The organism is Micromonospora sp. WMMD987 (assembly GCF_029581435.1).
In the GTDB taxonomy this organism is placed as follows: Bacteria; Actinomycetota; Actinomycetes; order Mycobacteriales; family Micromonosporaceae; genus Micromonospora; species Micromonospora rifamycinica.
The window spans coordinates 1466292-1484306 of the sequence record NZ_CP120861.1; the positions used below are offsets into that span (position 1 = coordinate 1466292).

At 75.4% G+C, this 18015-nt stretch carries 14 protein-coding genes; 11 read left to right on the forward strand and 3 right to left on the reverse strand.

Annotation, left to right across the window (positions count from 1 at the left end; genetic code table 11):
• Positions 1–33: 33 nt before the first annotated feature.
• Complete coding sequence (locus O7612_RS06480; protein WP_282271329.1) at positions 34–975, forward strand: lytic polysaccharide monooxygenase; 942 nt, start codon at positions 34–36, stop codon at positions 973–975.
• 154 nt (positions 976–1129) lie between these two features.
• Here O7612_RS06480 and O7612_RS06485 read toward each other — a convergent pair whose 3' ends face one another.
• A complete protein-coding gene (locus O7612_RS06485; protein WP_282271331.1) occupies positions 1130–2119 on the reverse strand; it encodes an aldo/keto reductase in 990 nt (329 codons plus the stop codon).
• Positions 2120–2189: 70 nt separating this feature from the next.
• Here O7612_RS06485 and O7612_RS06490 point away from each other — a divergent pair, with 70 nt between their 5' ends.
• The 3 genes from O7612_RS06490 to O7612_RS06500 all read left to right on the forward strand — a co-directional run bounded on the left by O7612_RS06490 (position 2190) and on the right by O7612_RS06500 (position 6219).
• A complete protein-coding gene (locus O7612_RS06490; protein ID WP_282271333.1) occupies positions 2190–3686 on the forward strand; it encodes a magnesium chelatase in 1497 nt (498 codons plus the stop codon).
• A 2-nt stretch (positions 3687–3688) separates the two neighbouring features.
• Entirely contained in the window at positions 3689–5644 is a 1956-nt protein-coding gene (locus tag O7612_RS06495; protein ID WP_282271335.1) for a VWA domain-containing protein, read from the forward strand.
• Positions 5645–5742: 98 nt separating this feature from the next.
• The gene (locus O7612_RS06500; protein WP_282273824.1) at positions 5743–6219 is read left to right on the forward strand and encodes a hypothetical protein; all 477 of its coding nucleotides are present in this window, start codon (positions 5743–5745) and stop codon (positions 6217–6219) included.
• Here the strand turns inward: O7612_RS06500 and O7612_RS06505 are convergent.
• Positions 6184–7242, reverse strand: a complete 1059-nt coding sequence (locus O7612_RS06505; RefSeq protein ID WP_282271336.1) for a helix-turn-helix domain-containing protein — start codon at positions 7240–7242, stop codon at positions 6184–6186. The genes O7612_RS06500 and O7612_RS06505 overlap by 36 nt on opposite strands.
• Before the next feature lie 71 nt (positions 7243–7313).
• Here O7612_RS06505 and O7612_RS06510 point away from each other — a divergent pair, with 71 nt between their 5' ends.
• Positions 7314–8624: an MFS transporter gene (locus O7612_RS06510; RefSeq protein WP_282271337.1), complete on the forward strand. Its 1311-nt coding sequence runs from the start codon at positions 7314–7316 to the stop codon at positions 8622–8624.
• Between the two features lie 135 nt (positions 8625–8759).
• On the opposite strand, the gene O7612_RS06515 is transcribed toward O7612_RS06510, so the two are convergent.
• On the reverse strand, positions 8760–9479 hold the full coding sequence (locus tag O7612_RS06515; RefSeq protein WP_282271338.1) for an RICIN domain-containing protein: 720 nt from the start codon (positions 9477–9479) through the stop codon (positions 8760–8762).
• A 138-nt stretch (positions 9480–9617) separates the two neighbouring features.
• Here O7612_RS06515 and O7612_RS06520 point away from each other — a divergent pair, with 138 nt between their 5' ends.
• The 6 genes from O7612_RS06520 to O7612_RS06545 all read left to right on the forward strand — a co-directional run bounded on the left by O7612_RS06520 (position 9618) and on the right by O7612_RS06545 (position 17973).
• Positions 9618–11000, forward strand: a complete 1383-nt coding sequence (locus tag O7612_RS06520) for an FAD-binding oxidoreductase (protein ID WP_282271339.1) — start codon at positions 9618–9620, stop codon at positions 10998–11000.
• Complete coding sequence (locus tag O7612_RS06525) at positions 10997–12334, forward strand: class I SAM-dependent methyltransferase (protein WP_282271340.1); 1338 nt, start codon at positions 10997–10999, stop codon at positions 12332–12334. Before O7612_RS06520 ends, O7612_RS06525 begins: the two co-directional genes overlap by 4 nt.
• 112 nt (positions 12335–12446) lie before the next feature.
• On the forward strand, positions 12447–12680 hold the full coding sequence (locus tag O7612_RS06530; protein ID WP_282271341.1) for a zinc-ribbon domain-containing protein: 234 nt from the start codon (positions 12447–12449) through the stop codon (positions 12678–12680).
• 318 nt (positions 12681–12998) lie between these two features.
• Entirely contained in the window at positions 12999–14087 is a 1089-nt protein-coding gene (locus O7612_RS06535) for a hypothetical protein (RefSeq protein WP_282271343.1), read from the forward strand.
• Positions 14084–15592 carry a hypothetical protein gene (locus O7612_RS06540; RefSeq protein WP_282271345.1) on the forward strand — a complete coding sequence of 503 codons (1509 nt, stop codon included), beginning with the start codon at positions 14084–14086 and terminating at the stop codon, positions 15590–15592. Before O7612_RS06535 ends, O7612_RS06540 begins: the two co-directional genes overlap by 4 nt.
• An 83-nt stretch (positions 15593–15675) precedes the next feature.
• Positions 15676–17973 (forward strand): EAL domain-containing protein, encoded by a 2298-nt coding sequence (locus tag O7612_RS06545; protein ID WP_282271347.1) that lies wholly within the window; start codon positions 15676–15678, stop codon positions 17971–17973.
• Positions 17974–18015: the final 42 nt, after the last annotated feature.

Below are 18015 nucleotides of genomic sequence, written 5' to 3' on the forward strand. Positions count from 1 at the left end.
CCGCATCCGTACCAGTGGCGGGAGGTCGACCAGATGACCGTACGCCGAACGCTCGCCGCCCTCGCGGTCGTGGCGGTGACCGTGCTGCTCGACGCGGCTCCCGCCGCCGCGCACGGCGCACCCACCAGCCCCCTGAGCCGTTCGGCGGCCTGCGGCCCGCAGGGGCCGCACGTCTCGACGCCGGCCTGCCGGGCGGCGGTGTCGGCGGGTGCGGCGCTGCGGGAGTGGGACAACATCCGGGTGTACGGTGTCGCGGGCCGGGACCGGGAGCGCATCCCGGACGGCGAGCTGTGCAGCGGTGGGCTCTCCGCCTACCGGGGGTTGGACCTGGCCCGGGCGGACTGGCCGGCGACCGAGCTGACCGCCGGCGCGAAGTACGTCTTCCGCTACCGGGGCACCATCCCACACAAGGGCACCTTCCGGCTCTACACCACCCGTCCGGGGTACGACCCGCAGACCCGGCTCCGCTGGGCCGACCTCGACACCATCCCGTTCCTGTCGGTGACCGACCCGCCACTGCGGGACGGGTCGTACCAGATCCCGGGGCGGCTGCCCGCGGGGCTGACCGGCCGGCACCTGATCTACACGGTGTGGCAGAACTCCGACACCCCGGACACCTACTACTCCTGCTCGGACGTGCTGTTCCGGCCAGCGGCCGGGGTGCTGGCGGCCAGCCCGACCGACACCACGCCTACCGACGCCACGTCGACCGGCGTGGACCCGGCCCCGGCCACCTCCACCGGGGTCGCTCCGATCGTCGACGGGGACGCCGGCACCGGGGAGGCCGGCGTGCCGGTGGCGTCGGTGACCCGGGTCGGCGGCGGCAACCTGCGACTGGTGGTGGGCGCGGCGGTGGTGGTGACCGTGCTGCTGGGGGCGCTGGTGGCGACCCGGCTGCGCCGCCCGGCCCCCGTCCCGCCCGGCCGCCCCTGCGGCGTCCGCAACCACCGCGCGGGCCGCCGCCGCATCTGGTGAGGCCCGACCGGCCCGGACCGCCGCGCCTCAGGCCCGGGGCGGGGTGCCGCCGTTTCCGGCCCGGCCCGGACCGCTGCCGTGTCCGGCTCGGGGCGGGACCGCCCGTGTGTCCGGGCCGGGCCGCTGCCGTGTCCGCCCCGGAGCGACCGGACAGTCAGCCGAGGAGACGGTCGATCTCGGCCAGCTCGTCGGGGGTGGGGGCGGGCTGACGTGCGGCGGCGACGTTGCCCTCCAACTGGGCCACGCTGCTCGCCCCGATGATCAGACTGGTCATCCTCGGATCCCGCAGCGCCCAGGCGAGGGCGAGCTGGGCGAGCGTCTGCCCACGCCGCTCGGCCAGCCCGGCGAGACCCCGGATGGTGGCCAGCTTCTCGTCGGTGACGTCGGTCTCGTCGAGGAAGACGCTGGTGCGTGCCCGGGAGTCGGCGGGGATGCCGCCGAGGTACCGGTCGGTGAGCAGCCCCTGGGCCAGCGGGCTGTACGCGATGCAGCCCGCGCCGACCTCGGCCAGCGTGTCGAGCAGCCCGTCGTCCTCGGTCCACCGGTTGAACATCGAGTACGACGGCTGGTTGATCAGCAGCGGGGTGCCCAGGTCACGCAGGATCGCGGCGGCCCGTCGAGTCTGCTCCGAGTCGTAGTTGGAGACGCCGACGTAGAGCGCCCGACCGGACCGGACGATGGCGTCCAGCGCGCCCATCGTCTCCTCCAGCGGGGTGTCCGGGTCGAAGCGGTGCGAGTAGAAGACGTCCACGTAGTCCAGGCCCATCCGTCGCAGCGACTGGTCCAGCGACGAGATCAGGTTCTTGCGGGAGCCCCACTCACCGTACGGGCCGGGCCACATCAGGTAGCCCGCCTTGCTGGACACCACCAGCTCGTCGCGGTACGGCTTCAGGTCGGTGGCGAGCAGACGGCCGAACGCCTCCTCCGCCGCGCCGGGTGGCGGGCCGTAGTTGTTGGCCAGGTCGAAGTGGGTGACACCGAGGTCGAACGCACGTCGGACGATGTCCCGCTGCCGCTCGAACGGGCGGTCCGGCCCGAAGTTGTGCCACAGCCCGAGGGAGATCACCGGCAGGAGCAGGCCACTGCGCCCGCTGCGGCGGTAGGTCATCTGGTCGTAGCGGTCGTCCGCGGCGAGGTAGGTCACGCCGTCGACCCTAGCCCCGTCCGCCGACCGGACGGCGGCGGCGGACGCGGGACCGCGCTAGCGTGGGACGGTGACTGCGCCCAACCAGGCTCTCCCGGTCCCGCCCGCCGACCTGCCGGGCACCGTCGGCGCGCTGCGCGCCGCCGGACACCGGTACCAGACCGTCAAGCAGGAACTCCGCCACAACCTCCTGGCCCGGATGCGCTCCGGCGAGGACCGTTTCCCCGGCATCGTCGGCTACGACGACAGCGTGCTGCCCGAGGTCGAGCGGGCGCTGCTCGCCGGCCACGACATGGTGCTGCTCGGCGAGCGCGGCCAGGGGAAGACCCGACTGATCCGTTCGCTGGTGGCGCTGCTCGACGAGTGGACCCCGGTGCTCCCCGGCTCGGTGCTCAACGAGCACCCGTTGCACCCGCTCACCCCGGCCTCCCGCGCGCTGGTCGCCGAGGCCGGCGACGACCTGCCGATCGGCTGGTTGCACCGCTCGATGCGGTACGGCGAGAAGCTCGCCACCCCGGACACCAGCGTGGGTGACCTGATCGGCGACGTCGACCCGATCCGGCTCGCCCAGGGCCGCACCCTCGGCGACCCGGAGACCATCCACTTCGGGTTGGTGCCCCGGACCAACCGGGGGATCTTCGCCGTCAACGAGCTGCCCGACCTGGCCGAACGGATCCAGGTGGCGCTGCTCAACGTGCTGGAGGAGCGGGACATCCAGGTCCGTGGCTACCAGCTCCGGCTGCCGCTGGACCTGTTCCTGGTGGCCAGCGCCAACCCGGAGGACTACACCAACCGGGGTCGGATCATCACCCCGCTCAAGGACCGGTTCGGTGCGGAGGTGCGGACCCACTATCCGGTCGACCTGGACCTGGAACTGGCCCTGATCCGGCAGGAGGCCGACCTGGTCGCCGAGGTGCCGGAGCACGTGCTGGAGGTGCTGGCCCGGTTCGCCCGCGCGGTGCGCGAGTCGCCGTCGGTGGACCCGCGCTCCGGCGTCTCCGCCCGGTTCGCCATCGCCGCCGCCGAGACGGTCGCCGCCGCCGCGCTGCGCCGGGCCGGCCTGCTCGCCGGTCCCGCCGGCTCCCGGGCCGGGTCGCCCGCCGGCTCCGCGCCGGCCGTCGGCGACGGCACGGTACGCCCGGAGTCCCCGGTGGCCCGGGTCGGCGACGCGGTGTCGGTGACCTCGACGTTGCGGGGCAAGGTCGAGTTCGAGAGCGGCGAGGAGGGGCGGGAGACCGAGATCCTGGGCCACCTGCTGCGGACCGCGACCGCCGAGACGTTCCGGTCCCGGCTGGCCGGGCTGGACCTCTCCGGCTTCACCGCCCTGGTCGCCGAGGGGGCGGTGATCGAGACCGGGGAACTGGTCCCCTCGGCGGACCTGCTGCGCCAGGTCGGCACGGTGCCGGGGCTGGCCAAGGCGCTGGACCGGTTGGGGCTGGGCGACGCGCCCACCCCGGAGCAGGCCGCCGCCGGTGTCGAGTTCGTGCTGGAAGGGCTGCACCTGACCCGCCGGCTCGGCAAGGACGTCACCGAGTCGGGTCGTACCGTCTACGGCGGTCGGAGCTGAGGATGGCCGGCAACCGGTTCCGGTACGGCCAGTGGCAGGGCGGCCCCGACCCGCTCGCCCCGCCGTACGACGTGCGGGCCGCGGTGGACTCCGTGGGCGCGGAGGTGCTGGCCGGCGGCAGCCTCCGGGAGGCGCTGCGCGACCTGCTGCGCCGTGGCCCGCAGGGCCGGGGCGGCCTGGACGACCTGGCCGCCCGCGCCCGTCGGCTGCGCCGGGAGGCGCTGCGCCGGGGTGACCTGGACGGTGCGGTGACCCGGTCCCGGGCGCTGCTCGACCAGGCCCTCGCGGCGGAGAGGGACGCGTTGCGCGGGCGCACCGACGACGACGCCCGGTTCGCCGAGACGGTGCTGGACAACCTGCCCCGGTCCACCGCCCGCGCGGTGCAGGAGCTGGCCGGGTACCAATGGGCCAGCGACGAGGCCCGGCAGGCGTACCAGCGGATCCTGGACGGGCTGCGCGGGGAGGTGCTGGAGCAGCGGTTCGCCGGGCTGCGCGACGCCGCGCGGGCGGCCGGGGATCCGGCCGTGCAGGCGCAGCTCGCCGAGATGATGCGCGACCTCAACGACCTGCTGGCCCGGCACGCCCGCGCGGAGGACACCACCGACGCGTTCGCCGAGTTCATGCGCCGGCACGGCGAGTTCTTCCCGGAGCAGCCGCGCGACGTCGACGAACTGGTCGACGTGCTGGCCCGCCGGGCGGCGGCGGGGGAGCGGCTGATGCGGTCGCTGTCGGACCGGCAGCGCGAGGAGCTGGCCGGGCTGATGCGGCAGTCGCTCGGCGACCGGCTCGCCGGTGAGCTGTCCGCGCTCGACGCCCAACTGCGCGCGTTGCGCCCCGACCTGGACTGGCAGCGGGGCGAGCGGGTCCGGGGCGACCGGCCGCTCGGCTACGGCGAGGCGGCCGGGGCGCTGGACGAGATCGCCGAGCTGGACGACCTGCTCGACTCCCTCGACCAGGAACATCCCGGGGCCACCCTGGACGACGTGGACGTCGACGCGGTCGCCCGGACGCTGGGCCGCGACGCCGCCGACGACGTACGCCGGTTGCGGGAGCTGGAGCGGGAGCTGCGCCGGCAGGGCTGGGTGGGCCGGGACGCCGAGGGGCTGACGCTCAGCCCGAAGGCGCTGCGCCGGCTGGCGGGCACCGCGCTGCGCCGGGTCTTCGCCGACCTCACCGCCGGCCCACGCGGCCAGCACGACCTGCGTACGGCCGGGGCGGCCGGCGAGGTCAGCGGAGCCTCCCGGCAGTGGGAGTACGGCGACGAGCAGCCGTTGGACGTGGTGCGCACGCTCACCCGGGCGGTGCGCCGGGCCGGCCCCACCGTGCCGTTGCAACTCGCCGTCGAGGACTTCGAGGTGGTGGAGACCGAACGGCGGGCGTCGGCGGCGGTGGCGCTCTGCGTGGACCTGTCGTACTCGATGGTGTCGCAGGGGCGGTGGGGGCCGATGAAGCAGACGGCGCTGGCCCTGTCGCACCTGATGGCGACCCGGTTCCCGCAGGACGCTTTGCAGATCGTCGGCTTCGGCCTGGAGGCGGCGCCGTTGACCCAGCAGCAGCTGGTGGCGGTCGAGCCGGACATGCGGCAGGGCACCAACCTCCAGCACGCGCTGCGGCTGGCCGGTCGGCACCTGCGCCGCCATCCGGGGGCGGAGCCGGTGGTGCTGGTGGTCACCGACGGCGAGCCGACCGCGCACCTCGATCCGGACGACGGTGAGGCGTACTTCCACTGGCCGTCGCTGCCGGAGACGGTCGAGGCGACCATCCACGAGGTGGACCGGCTGGCCCGGGCCGGGGTCACCCTCAACCTCTTCCTGCTCGGTGAGGACCCGGGCCTGCGCCGGTTCATGGACGCGGTGGCCCGCCGTTCCCGGGGCCGCCTGTTCACCCCCGACCTCGGTGACCTGGGTGAGTACGTGGTCTCCGACTACCTGCGGTCCCGGGGCGCCGCCGGACGCTGACCCCGGTCGCGCCGGTCGCCGGGCCCGGGCCGCCCGTCCGGGTGACCCGGCCCGCACAACCCCCCGCCCGACGGGGTGCCGCGGGGTTGACTGGGTGGGTGGAGAGCGCGGGGCTGCGAGCGGCGTACCGGAGCGTGCTCGCCGAGGCGGAGGCGGGCGGCTTCGGCCCGGCGGGGCCGGGCGGGTGGGACGCGGCGCGGATCGTGGCGCACCTGGTCGCCAACGACGGGCTGATGAGCGAGGTGTCCGAGGCGGTGCTGGCCGGTGCGCCGTTCGCCTTCTACGACCTGGCCGGCGTCCACCGGCCGGAGCTGGACGCCCTGGTCGCCGAGTGCGGCGGGCTGCCCGGCCTGACCACCGTGCTGCGGGCCACCAGCCGGCGGCTCTGCGCGCTGGTGGACCGGCTCGGCCCGGCCGCCGACACCCCGGTCGAGACGCACCTGCGGGAGGGTTTCGAACTGGTCGTCGACGAACCGCTGCCCTGGTCGCGCACGCTCGACCTGCACGCCCGGGTGCACCTGCCCCGGCACCTGGCGCAGCTACGGATGCTCCGCGACCAGCCGCAACCCGCCTGAGCCCGGCGTCGGCCCGGGGACCGGGGCGGGCGGTGAGCCGTCGGGCCCGGTGCCGGGGCGGCGGAAGGTCCGGCGGTAGGCCGACGGGGAGACCCCGATCCGGGTGTGCAGCCGTTGGCGCAGCGCGGCGGTGGTGCCGAAGCCGGCCCGCCGGGCCACCTGTTCGACGCTCAGGTCGGTGGTCTCCAGGAGCAGCCGGGCGTGGTCGGTGCGCTGCTGGAGTAGCCACTGCGCCGGGCTCAGCCCGGTCTCCGAGCGGAAGTGCCGGGTGAAGGTGCGGACGCTCATCCGGGCGTGGGCGGCCAGTTCCCGCAGGGTGACCGGCTCGTGCAGCCGTTGCCGGGCCCACTCCCGGGTGGCCGAGGTGCCGCTGGCGGGGGTGCGGGGCACCGGCCGTTCGATGTACTGGGCCTGGCCGCCGTCGCGCCACGGCGGCACCACGCAGCGCCGGGCCGCCCGGTTGGCCACCGCGCTGCCGTGGTCGCGGCGGACGACGTGCAGACAGAGGTCGATCCCGGCGGCCACGCCGGCCGAGGTGAGCACCCGGCCGGTGTCGATGAAGAGCACGTCCGGGTCGAGGTCGACGGTCGGGTGGAGCCGGTGGAAGTGGTCCGCGTACGCCCAGTGGGTGGTCGCCGGCAGCCCGTCGAGCAGTCCGGCGGCGGCCAGCGCGAACGCGCCGGTGCAGATCGACATGATCCGCGCGCCCCGCCGGTGGGCGGCCCGCAGCGCCACGGTCACCGCCGGGTCGATCGTGCCGTCGGTCATCGGCGCGCTGCCGTGCAGGCCGGGCAGCACCACCGTGTCGACGGTGGCCAGCAGGTCGAGCCCGTGGTCGGGGAGGACCCGGAAACCGGCGGAGCTGCGCACCGGGTGGCCGCCGGGGGTGCAGGTGTCGACGGTGTAGAGCGGTCGCCGGTCGGCGTCGCGGGCCGCCCCGAAGACCTGTGCCGGGGTGCCCAGGTCGAGGCCGACCACCCCGTCGAGGGCGAGCACGCCGATCCGGTGCGGCACGGGGGTCATGGCCCGATTATTGCGCACGATGGCTTTCCGGCCACTCACCACCGGGTCGGGCCGCCGCCGAGACTCGGTACGTGACCCGACCCCGTCGTCTCCATCCGGCCTGGACCGTGGCCGCCGTCGCCTTCGTCGCGCTGGTCGGCGCGGCCGGCTTCCGCGCCACCCCGTCGGTGCTGCTGCACCCGCTGCACGCCGAGTTCCGCTGGCCGCTGGCCACCATCTCCGCCGCCGTCTCGGTCAACCTGCTGCTCTACGGGCTGACCGCGCCGTTCGCCGCCGCGTTGATGGACCGGTTCGGCATCCGGCGGGTGGTGGCCGGCGCGTTGGCGCTGGTGGCCCTGGGCAGCGGGCTGACCGTCTTCATGACCGCGAGCTGGCAGCTGATCCTCTGCTGGGGCGTGCTGGTCGGGCTGGGCACCGGTTCGATGGCGTTGGCCTTCGTCGCCACCGTCACCGGGCGCTGGTTCGTCCGCCGCCGGGGGCTGGTCACCGGGGTGCTCACCGCCGGTGGGACCGCCGGCCAACTGGTCTTCCTGCCGCTGCTCGCGGTGCTGGTCCGCGACCACGGCTGGCGTACGGCGGCACTGGTGGTGGCCGGGGCCGCGCTGGCGGTCGTACCCCTGGTGGTGTGGTGGTTGCGGGAACACCCGGCGGACCTCGGCCTGCCCGCCTACGGCGCGACCGAGGTGACGGCCCGGCCGCCGTCGGCCGGCGGGGCCGCCGCGCGGGCGGTGGCCGCGTTCACCGCCGCCGCCCGGACCCGCCCGTTCTGGCTGCTCGCGGGCGGCTTCGCGATCTGCGGGGCGACCACCAACGGCCTGGTCGGCACCCACTTCGTGCCGGCCGCGCACGACCACGGGGTGCCGCAGACCACGGCGGCGGGTCTGCTCGCCCTGGTCGGGCTCTTCGACATCGTCGGGGTCATCGCCTCGGGCTGGCTCACCGACCGGGTGGACAGCCGGCTGCTGCTCGCCGCCTACTACGCGCTGCGCGGGCTGTCGCTGCTGGTGCTACCCGGCCTGTTCACCGGCGGCACCGGGCCGAGCATGCTGGTCTTCGTCGTCTTCTACGGGCTGGACTGGGTGGCGACCGTGCCGCCGACGGTGGCGCTGTGCCGGGAGTACTTCGGCGACTCGGCGGCGGTGGTCTTCGGCTGGGTCTTCGCCGCACATCAGTTCGGGGCGGCTGTCGCGGCGACCGGCGCCGGTCTGGTCCGCGACCGGCTCGGCGACTACGCGCCGGCCTGGTACGTGGCCGGGGCGCTCTCGATCGGGGCCGGGGTGCTGTCGCTGCTGCTGCGACGCGGACGCCGGTCGGTGCCACCCCCGACGCTGCCGGTGCCGGTGCCCGCCGGGACCACCGGTGCCTGGAGCTACCGGGGCTGACCGGCGGAAGGGGAACCGCATGCCGACCCACCCGCGCCGGCCCGCCAGCCGAGGGTCCACCGCTGGCCGGCCGGTCAGCCGAGGGTCCACCGCTGGCCGGCCGGTCAGCCGAGGGTCCACCGCCGCGCCGGCCGGTCAGCCCACGGTCCACTGCTGGCCGACGGCGGCGGTGCAGGTGGCCTGCACCAGGTCGTCGCCGGGCGCGGTGCCGCCGTCGCGGACCTGTGCGCAGCGGCCGGACCCGACGCCGACCAGCAGGACCGGCCCGGTGCCGACCGGGGTCAGCCGCCACTGCTGGTTGACCTGCCCGTGGCAGCCGAACTGCAGGAGCCGCGCGCCGTCGTCCCGGCTGCCGCCCTCGACGTCGAGGCACTGCCCGTGGGCGGCGTTGGTGAGCGTCACCAGGTCCGGGGCGACCGGGTTGGCGACCCACCGCTGTTCCGGCCCGCCGGTGCAGGCGGCCAGCTCGGCGGTGGCCGTCTCGCCGCCGCCGTCGGTGCCGAGGCAGAGACCGGAGGTGACCGCGCGCAGCACGATCGGCCCGGAGACCGGGGCCGGGGTGGTGGGCGACGGGGTCGGGGTGGGCGACGGGGTCGGGGTGGGCGACGGTGGGCTGGTCGCCGGTGCCGCCTCGGCCGTCGTGCCGGGGGTGGGCGCGGCGGCGGGTACCACCGGTTGCCCACCCTCGCCGCCGCCCAGCACGCCGGTGGCGAAGAAGACCCCCACCAGGACGCCCGCCAGCCCGGTGACCAGCGCGAACCGCATCAGCGGATCACGGGGCGGGCCGGGCCGGGCAGCCGGTCGGCCGCCGTACACGGTGCCGGACGGGTCGCGGTGGGGATCGGGGACGGCCATGGCGGAATGGTGACCCACCGGCGGGGTCGACGGCCAGTCGGCCCACCGTACGGTGACCCGGTCGACGACCGGACACCCCGGGAGACGGTCGGTGCGGGGTGTCCCCCCGGAACACCGCTTCGCGCGTAAGGTGATCTCATGCGCGCACAGCGTGATCATGAGCTGGCGGTGGACGCGTTGCGGCGGTCGTACGCCGCCGTTCCTCCCGGGTACCCCGTACGGTTGGCCAAACGCACCTCCAACCTGTTCCGGCCCCGGTCGGCCACCGGCGCCCCCGGGCTCGACGTGAGCGGGTTGGGCGGCGTCCTGTCGGTCGACCCGGTCGCCCGGACCGCCGACGTCCAGGGCATGTGCACCTACGAGGACCTGGTCGACGCGACCCTCCCGCACGGGCTGATGCCCCTGGTGGTACCGCAGTTGCGGACGATCACCCTGGGTGGCGCGGTCACCGGGCTGGGCATCGAGTCGACGTCGTTCCGCAACGGGCTCCCGCACGAGTCGGTGCTCGACATGGACGTCCTCACCGGTGCCGGGGAGGTGGTCACCGCCCGCCCGGACGGGCCGCACGCCGACCTGTTCGCCGCGTTCCCCAACTCGCTGGGCAGCCTGGGGTACGCCACCCGGCTGCGCATCGAACTCCAGCCGGTGGGCCGGGCGGTGGCCCTGCGCAACGTCCGGTTCACCCGGCTGACGGAGCTGACCGACGCGATCGCCGACGTGGTCGCCAAGGGCGAGTGGGAGGGACGCCCGGTCGACGCGATGGACGGCGTGGTGTTCAGCCCCGGCGAGTCCTACCTGGTCCTCGGCTCCTTCACCGACGAACCGGAGCGGCCCAGCGACTACACCGGCCAGGACATCTACTACCGCTCGTTGCGCCGCCGGGTGCGGGACACCCTCAGCGGCCGCGACTACCTGTGGCGGTGGGACACCGACTGGTTCTGGTGCTCGGCGGCGTTCGGGGTCCAGCACCCGGTGGTGCGTCGGCTCTGGCCGGCCCGCTGGCGGCGCAGCGACGTCTACCACCGGCTGGTCCGGCTGGAGCACCGGCACCAGGTGGCGGCCCGGGTGGACCGGTGGCGGGGCCGACCGGCCCGGGAACGGGTCGTCCAGGACGTCGAGATCCCGCTGGATGCCACGGCCGAGTTCCTGCGCTGGTTCGACCGCGAGGTGGGGATGACCCCGGTGTGGCTCTGCCCGTTGCGGCTGCGGGAGCCCGCCGGCCCCGGCTCGGCCCGCGCCTGGCCGCTCTACCCGCTGCACCCCGGCCGGACGTACGTCAACGTCGGGTTCTGGGGCAGCGTGCCGATCGCGGCGGGTGCCGCCGACGGCGACGTGAACCGCTCGATCGAGCGGGCGGTGTCGGAGCTGGGCGGGCACAAGTCGCTCTACTCCGACGCGTACTACGACCGGGCGGCCTTCGACCGGCTCTACGGCGGGGAGACCTGGCGTGCCGTCAAGGACCGCTACGACCCGGACCACCGGCTCACCGGACTCTACGAGAAGGCGGTTGCACGAAGATGAGCCTGACCGACCGAGAACAGGGGGCGGCGGGCGCCCCGGCCAGCCCACCGGCGGGAGGTCGGCCCGGTCCGACCGTCGCCGACGTCGTCCGCGCGGTCACCACGGGGGACCTGCCGGTCCGCGTCACCGGCTACGACGGCAGCGCGATCGGCCCGGCCGACGCCGGGATCACCCTCGACGTCCGTTCCGAGCGGGGACTGTCCTACCTGCTCACCGCCCCGGGTGACCTGGGCATGGTACGCGCGTACGTCAGCGGTGACCTGGGACTGGGCGGGGTGCACCCCGGCGACCCGTACGAGGCCCTGAGCGTCCTGTCCGACCTGCGGTTGCGGATTCCGTCGGTGGCCGAGGGGCTGGCCCTGGCGCGCGGGCTCGGCTGGGAGCGGCTGCGGCCCCCGCCCACCCCGCCGCAGGAGGCGCTGCCCCGCTGGCGGCGGGTGATGGGCGGGCTGCGGCACTCCCGGGGCCGGGACAGCACGGCCATCTCGCACCACTACGACGTGTCGAACGCCTTCTACGAGAAGGTTCTCGGCGACTCGATGACGTACACCTGCGCGGTGTACCGCAGCCCGACCGACACCCTGGAGCAGGCCCAGGCGGCCAAGTACGACCTGGTCGCCGGCAAGCTGGCGCTCCGGCCGGGGATGCGCCTGCTCGACGTCGGCTGCGGCTGGGGCGGGATGGTCCGGCACGCGGCCCGCGAGTACGGCGTACGGGCGATCGGGGTGACCCTGTCCCGGGCGCAGGCGCAGTGGGCGCAGGCGGCCATCGAACGCGAGGGCCTGGCCGGGTTGGCCGAGGTGCGCCACCTCGACTACCGCGACGCCCCGCGGGAGCAGTTCGACGCGGTCTCCTCGATCGGGTTGACCGAGCACATCGGGGTTCGCAACTACCCGGCGTACTTCCGGGCGCTGCGGGACCGGCTACGGCCCGGTGGCCGGCTGCTCAACCACTGCATCACCCGGGCCGACAACCGCGCGCCGCACCGCTCGGGCGCGTTCATCGACCGGTACGTCTTCCCCGACGGCGAGCTGGCCGGGCCGGGCCGCCTGATCGGCGAGGTGCACGACGCCGGGTTCGAGGTGCACCACGAGGAGAACCTGCGGCAGCACTACGCGCTGACGCTGGCCGCCTGGTGCCGCAACCTCGTGGCGAACTGGGACTTCTGCGTCGACGAGGTGGGCCTGGGCACGGCCCGGGTCTGGGGCCTCTACATGGCCGGGTCGCGGTTGGCCTTCGAGCGCAACGGCATCCAGCTGCACCAGGTGCTGGCCACCCGCAACGGGCCGGCGGGCGGCAACGACTACCCGCTGCGCCCGGACTGGACGCCCTGACCGGGCCGGCGGCGTCGCCCGCCGGGGTGGTGCCCGCCGGTCCGGGCACCACCCCGGCGGGGAAATCCCCGCCCGGTGGTTCCCGGCGCACCGGGCTGGGTACTGCCCGACGATGCTCCTCATCTTCGGACTCCGTACCCGGGTCACCCGGGCGGGGGTGGTGACCGCCGTCTGCCGGCACTGCGGCAACCAGGCCGCGCAGGTGATCAGCCGCCGGGTCACGAAGTTCAGCCTCTTCTTCGTCCCGCTGATCCCCATCCGGACCCGGTACGCGCAGCAGTGCTCGTTCTGCGGCACCGAGTACGCCGTCAGCGCCGACGAGGCCCGCCGCCTCCCGGTCGGCTGACCGTGGCCCGCTTCCTGTGCTGGCTGATCGGCGGACCGCCGCCCGGGCCGGCGCCGACCGGCACCCGCCCGCCCTGCACCCCCGGCCGTCGCCGGTCGCGCCGTCGTCGCCGTCGGCTCGCCGGTGCCCACTCGCCCCGTTCGCCCTGGAACCGGTCCGCCGGCCGCTGAACCCGGTGCGCTCCCGGTCTGCCGGCGGCTGAACCCGGTGCGCTCCCGGTCCGCCGGCGGCTGAACCCGGTGCGCTCCCGGTCTGCCGGCACGACGCGGGCGTCGTCGGGCCGGGCCGGGTCGGCAGGGGCGGCTATCGTGGCCTGTCGTGACGAGCACCGCGCAACGCCTGGCCGCGATCCGGGGCGACGCGCCCCCGAAACGACACAACGCCCGGACCCTCGCCGCGCTCACCGGTAACCCCGGCTGCGCCCGGCGGGCGGTGCTGGACGGTGCCGGGGTGGACAAGACGGCGCTCGCCGGGCGGGTCGGCTTCCCGGCCCGGTTCGGCCAGTCCCGGTTCGCCATCACCCGGGGCAACGCGTTCGAGGCCCAGGTGAAGGCGGACGGTGGAGCGGAGCTGTTGCGGCTGGTCGCGCAGCGGTTGGGCGTACCGGTGCCGCCGCGGGCGAGCTGGACGGACCTGGGCGGGGCGGACGACCTGCCGGACCGGCGGGAACGGTCCCGTGCCGCATTGACCGCCACCGGGCCGGACGCCGCACTGTTCGACCACCCGCTGCTCGGGCTGGACGTCGCGGGTCAGCGGGTGCACCTGGAACCGGACCTGGTGGCCGCCCGGCTCGGTGGCCGGTTCCACGTCGTGGAGATCAAGTCGTTCCCGGTGATCGACGGGCAGGCCGACCCGGCGAAGGTGTCCGCCGCCGCCATCCAGTCGGCCGTCTACGTGCTGGCCCTACGCGACCTGCTGGCCGCCGGGGGACGGGATCCGGAGTCGGTGTCGCACGAGGTGGTGCTGGTCTGCCCGCAGGACTTCGCCAACCGGCCGGTGGCCAGCCTGATCGACGTCCGCAAGCAACTGCTGGTGCTGCGCCGCCAACTGGACCGGATGGCCCGGCTGGACGACCTGCTCGCCGCCGTGCCGGCCGACTTCACCGCCGACCCGGCGGCCGACCCGGCGACGCTGACCGCCGCGCTGCGGACCGTGCCGGCCCGCTACGCGCCGGACTGCCTGGCCGGTTGCGAGCTGGCGTACTTCTGCCGGGACGAGGCGCGCGGGCAGACCGGCGCGTTGGGTCGGCCGGTGCGCGAGGCGCTCGGTGGTATCGCCGAGGTGTCCGAGGTGCTGGCCCTGGCGGCCGGCGAGGCGACCGCCGGGGCGGAGCGGGAGGAGGCCGCCGCGCTGTTGCGGGCCGCCGCCCGGCTGCGCGCCGCCGCCCTCGCCGGCGACCCCGCATGAGTACGCTGCGGGCGCTGGCGAAGGCCCAGGCCGTCGCCGCCGGGGTGGCCCAGCCGGTCGCCACCGTCCGGCACCTGCACCTGGCGGAACGTCCGCTGGTGCTGGTGCCGCTGGCGATGGCCGGTGAGGCGCACGCCCCGCTGGCCGCGCTGGTGGGCACCGCCCCCGACGACGCCCGGCTGCTGATCGTGCCGCAGCCCCGTAACCGGGACCAGCGGTTCCGCTTCGTCACCGAGCTGGCCGCGCTCGTGCTGCCCTGGCTGGACGGCTTCCGAGGGGTCGCGGAGGCGGTGGCCGTGGACCGGGGCCGCGACGTCCGGTACCGGTACTCCGACGCCCCGCAGCTCTGGGTGCCGAATCCGGCCGGGATCACCTTCCTGCGGCTGCTGGGCCGGTCGACCCGGTTCCGCCGCCCGGACGGCGACCATCCGGTGCACCCGGTCGTGCCGCTGCTCGGCCGGTGGCTGACCTTCTTCGCCGAACGGGCCGAGCAGCCCGGCTCGTCGGCGTTGCTGGCGATGACCGACGCGCTTACCCTGCACTGGGCGACCGGGCAGAGCGCGGTGGAGGACCTGCACCTGCCGGCGCTGCTCGGCTGGATCGACCCGCCGGCCGGCTGGACCGGTGCCCGGGCCGCCGCGCTCGCCGAGGACCCGGGGGTGTGCCCGCCCGCCGGCCCGGCCACCGACCCGGAGTTCGACAACGTGCTGCTCGCCCCGGCGATGGCCGCCTGGGCGGCGGCCGACGACGACCCGGTCGCGCGCGACGAGGCGTACGCGGAGCTGGTGCGGCTGCTGCGCGGGCAGCTCGCGCCCACCTGGGAGCTGATGTGGCGTGGCCTGGGACTGCTCGGCGGGCTGCCGCCCGGGGCGCGGGTGGCCGGTCGCTGGGCCGGCGACCGGGACGCCTTCACCGGCTACGCCGAGCACCTCGACGCCGACGGCGGCCCGCAGCCCCGGCACGACGGGGCGGTCGCGGCGGCGGTCCGGCTGCACCGGCTGGAACGCGCGGCGAGCGTCTATCTGGTGCAGCGCGCCTATGACGACCCGCTGGTGATGGCCGAGCACCGGCTGACCGGGGAGGCGTTCGTCGCCGACGTGACGCTGGCCGACCCGGGGCGGGTGGACGACAGCGGGAAGCGGCCGGTGCTGCGGCCGAGGATCCAGGTGGTGACCACCGACCCGGTCCGGATGCCGGTCGGGGCGACCCTGTGGTCGACGACGCGGCCGGGCCAGAAGGCCAGGGTGGTGTTCGTGACCCCGGCGGCGGACGGCCGGACCGAGGTGGTGCTGGAACTGTCGGGCGGGATGGGCCGGGGACTGACCGCGCCGCCGGGCAGCGTGCCGCAGGTGGGGGAGCGGCTCTGCCTGACCACCCTGTCGGAGGCGTTCCTGCCGGCCGGGACGTTCCCCCCGGCCGAGGAGACACCGTGGACGCACGGGGGGCCGCCGAGCTACGACGTGGCCGACGCCCGCGGATCCGACCTGTCCCCAGTGGTCGGATAGCCGACCCGGTGGGTGTGGCGGCGATCCGTCCGGCTGGCTAGGCTTCGATGGTTCGCCGTCCGTGGGCCGTCCGCACGGTCGAGGTGCGCGTTGGAGAGAGAGCCGGAGCGATCACCGTGCTGCCCCAGGACGCCGTCTCCGGCGTACCGATCCGACCACTGACCCTCCCCCGGGTGGGGGCGGTCGTCGCCGCGGTGGCCGTCGTCCTGGAACTGGTCTGGCTGCTCGCCGCGTTACCCGGTGCGGCGCTGGTCAGTGACGTCACCGCCACCGCCGTGGCGGGTTGGGCGAGCTACGCCTGCGCCCGGACGATGCGGCGGCACCCTGCCCCGCTGCGCCGGTTCTGGGCGCTCCTCGCGCTCACCATGGCGCTGGCCGCCGGTGGCCGGCTGCTCTGGACGGTGGACCGGCTGCGCGCCGGGGAGCTGCCGCACACCCCGCTGATCGGGGCGGTCTTCACCGCCGGCATCGTCACCGGCACGGCCGCCCTGCTGGCCGCGCTGACCGCCCCGCGCAGCATGGTCGGCCGGGCCCGCACCGTGCTCGACGGGGTGATCGTCGGGCTGGCCCTGATCCCGATCGGCTGGGTGGTGGTGTTCCGCGACATCGCCGCCGCCGACCTCGACGATCCGCTGCGCACCTTCGGCCTGCTCTACCCGATGATCGACCTGATGCAGCTGACCATCCTGGTGGCGGTGGCCGGTCCGGCCCGGCCGGTGTGGCCACCGCTGACCCTGCTCGGGGCGAGCCTGGCGACCCGGGCCGCCGCCGACGCGGTCTACGTCTCGCTGGTCGCGCACGGCAGCTACGCCCCGGGCCACCCGATCGACGTCTGCTGGCCGCTGAGTTACCTGCTGATCGGCATCGCCACCACCCGGCCGCCACCACCGACCTGCGACGGCGCCGAGGAGATCGGCGAGTCCCCGCTCCCGTCCTGGTGGCGGGTGGCGCTGCCGTACCTGCCGGTGGGCGGGGCGATCATCGCGGTGGTGCTGGCCCGCCGACCCACCGGGCAGACCCCGACGCTGGTCTTCGTCGGCATGATGGCGCTGCTCGGGGTGCTCGCCCTGCGGCAGGGGCTGGCCGCCAACGAGAACCTGCGGCTGGTGGCCCGGCTGCGTCGGCTCGCCTACACCGACCAGCTCACCGGCCTGCCGAACCGGCTGATGTTCAACCGGCGGCTGCGCCAGGCGCTGCGCGAGGGGCCGCCGGTCGCCGTCCTGCTGCTCGACCTGGACGGCTTCAAACAGGTCAACGACCGGTTCGGGCACGCCACCGGCGACACCCTGCTGACCAGCATCGCGGGCCGGATGCGCACGGCCGTCGGTGACGACGGCACGATCGCCCGGCTCGGCGGCGACGAGTTCGCCGTGCTGGTCGACGGGGACCGCCCGGTCGCCCCGGAACGGCTGGCCGCCCGGCTGCTGGCCGCCCTGCAACCGTCCGCGGGGGAGGAGGACGTCGGGGTCCACCCGTCGGCGAGCATCGGCATCGCCGAGTTCGGCCCGCAGCACGCCACCCACACCGACCTGCTGCGCGACGCCGACATCGCGATGTACGCGGCGAAGGCCGCCGGGAAGTCCGCGTACCGCACCTGCACGCCGGCGCTGCGGGAGTCGGCGGTGACCCGGGCCGAGCTGATCGCCGACCTGCGTCGGGCCGTCGACGAGCGGCAGCTCCACCTGGAGTACCAACCGATCGTCGACCTGGCCACCGGCGCGGTCCGCAGCGCGGAGGCCCTGGTCCGCTGGCGGCATCCCCGGCTCGGCCTGCTCGCCCCGGCGGCGTTCCTGCCGTTGGCCGAGGAGACCGGGCTGATCGTGCCGATCGACCGGTGGGTGATCCACGAGGCGTGCCGGGCTGCGGCGACCTGGCGTGTCCGGGTGCCCGAGGCGACCGTGGCGGTCAACATCGCCGCCGCGCACCTGCGCCGTCCCGACCTGATCGCCACCGTCACGGCGGCCACCGCCACCGCCGGCCTCGCGCCCCGCGCGCTCACCCTGGAACTGACCGAGTCGGCGCTGATCGACGGCAGCGAGGCGGTGCTGGAACGGCTCGCCCAGCTCCGTGAGCTGGGCATCCGGATCGCCATCGACGATTTCGGCACCGGCTACTCGTCGTTGAGCTACCTGCACCGGATCCCGGCCACCGATCTCAAGATCGACCGCTCGTTCGTGGCCCGGCTCGACACCGACGCGCGGGCGTACGCCACGGTGGAGATGGTCACCCGGTTGGCCGGAGCGTTCGACCTGGCGGTGGTGGCCGAGGGGGTGGAGACCGAGGGGCAGCACGAGGCGGTGACCGCGATCGGCTGCCTGCACGGCCAGGGTTACCGGTACGGCCGGCCCGGCGGCCTGGCAGCCCTGGAGGCGACCCGCTGATCCCGCCCCGGAGCAGGATCGGGCTTGACCCTCACGTCACGG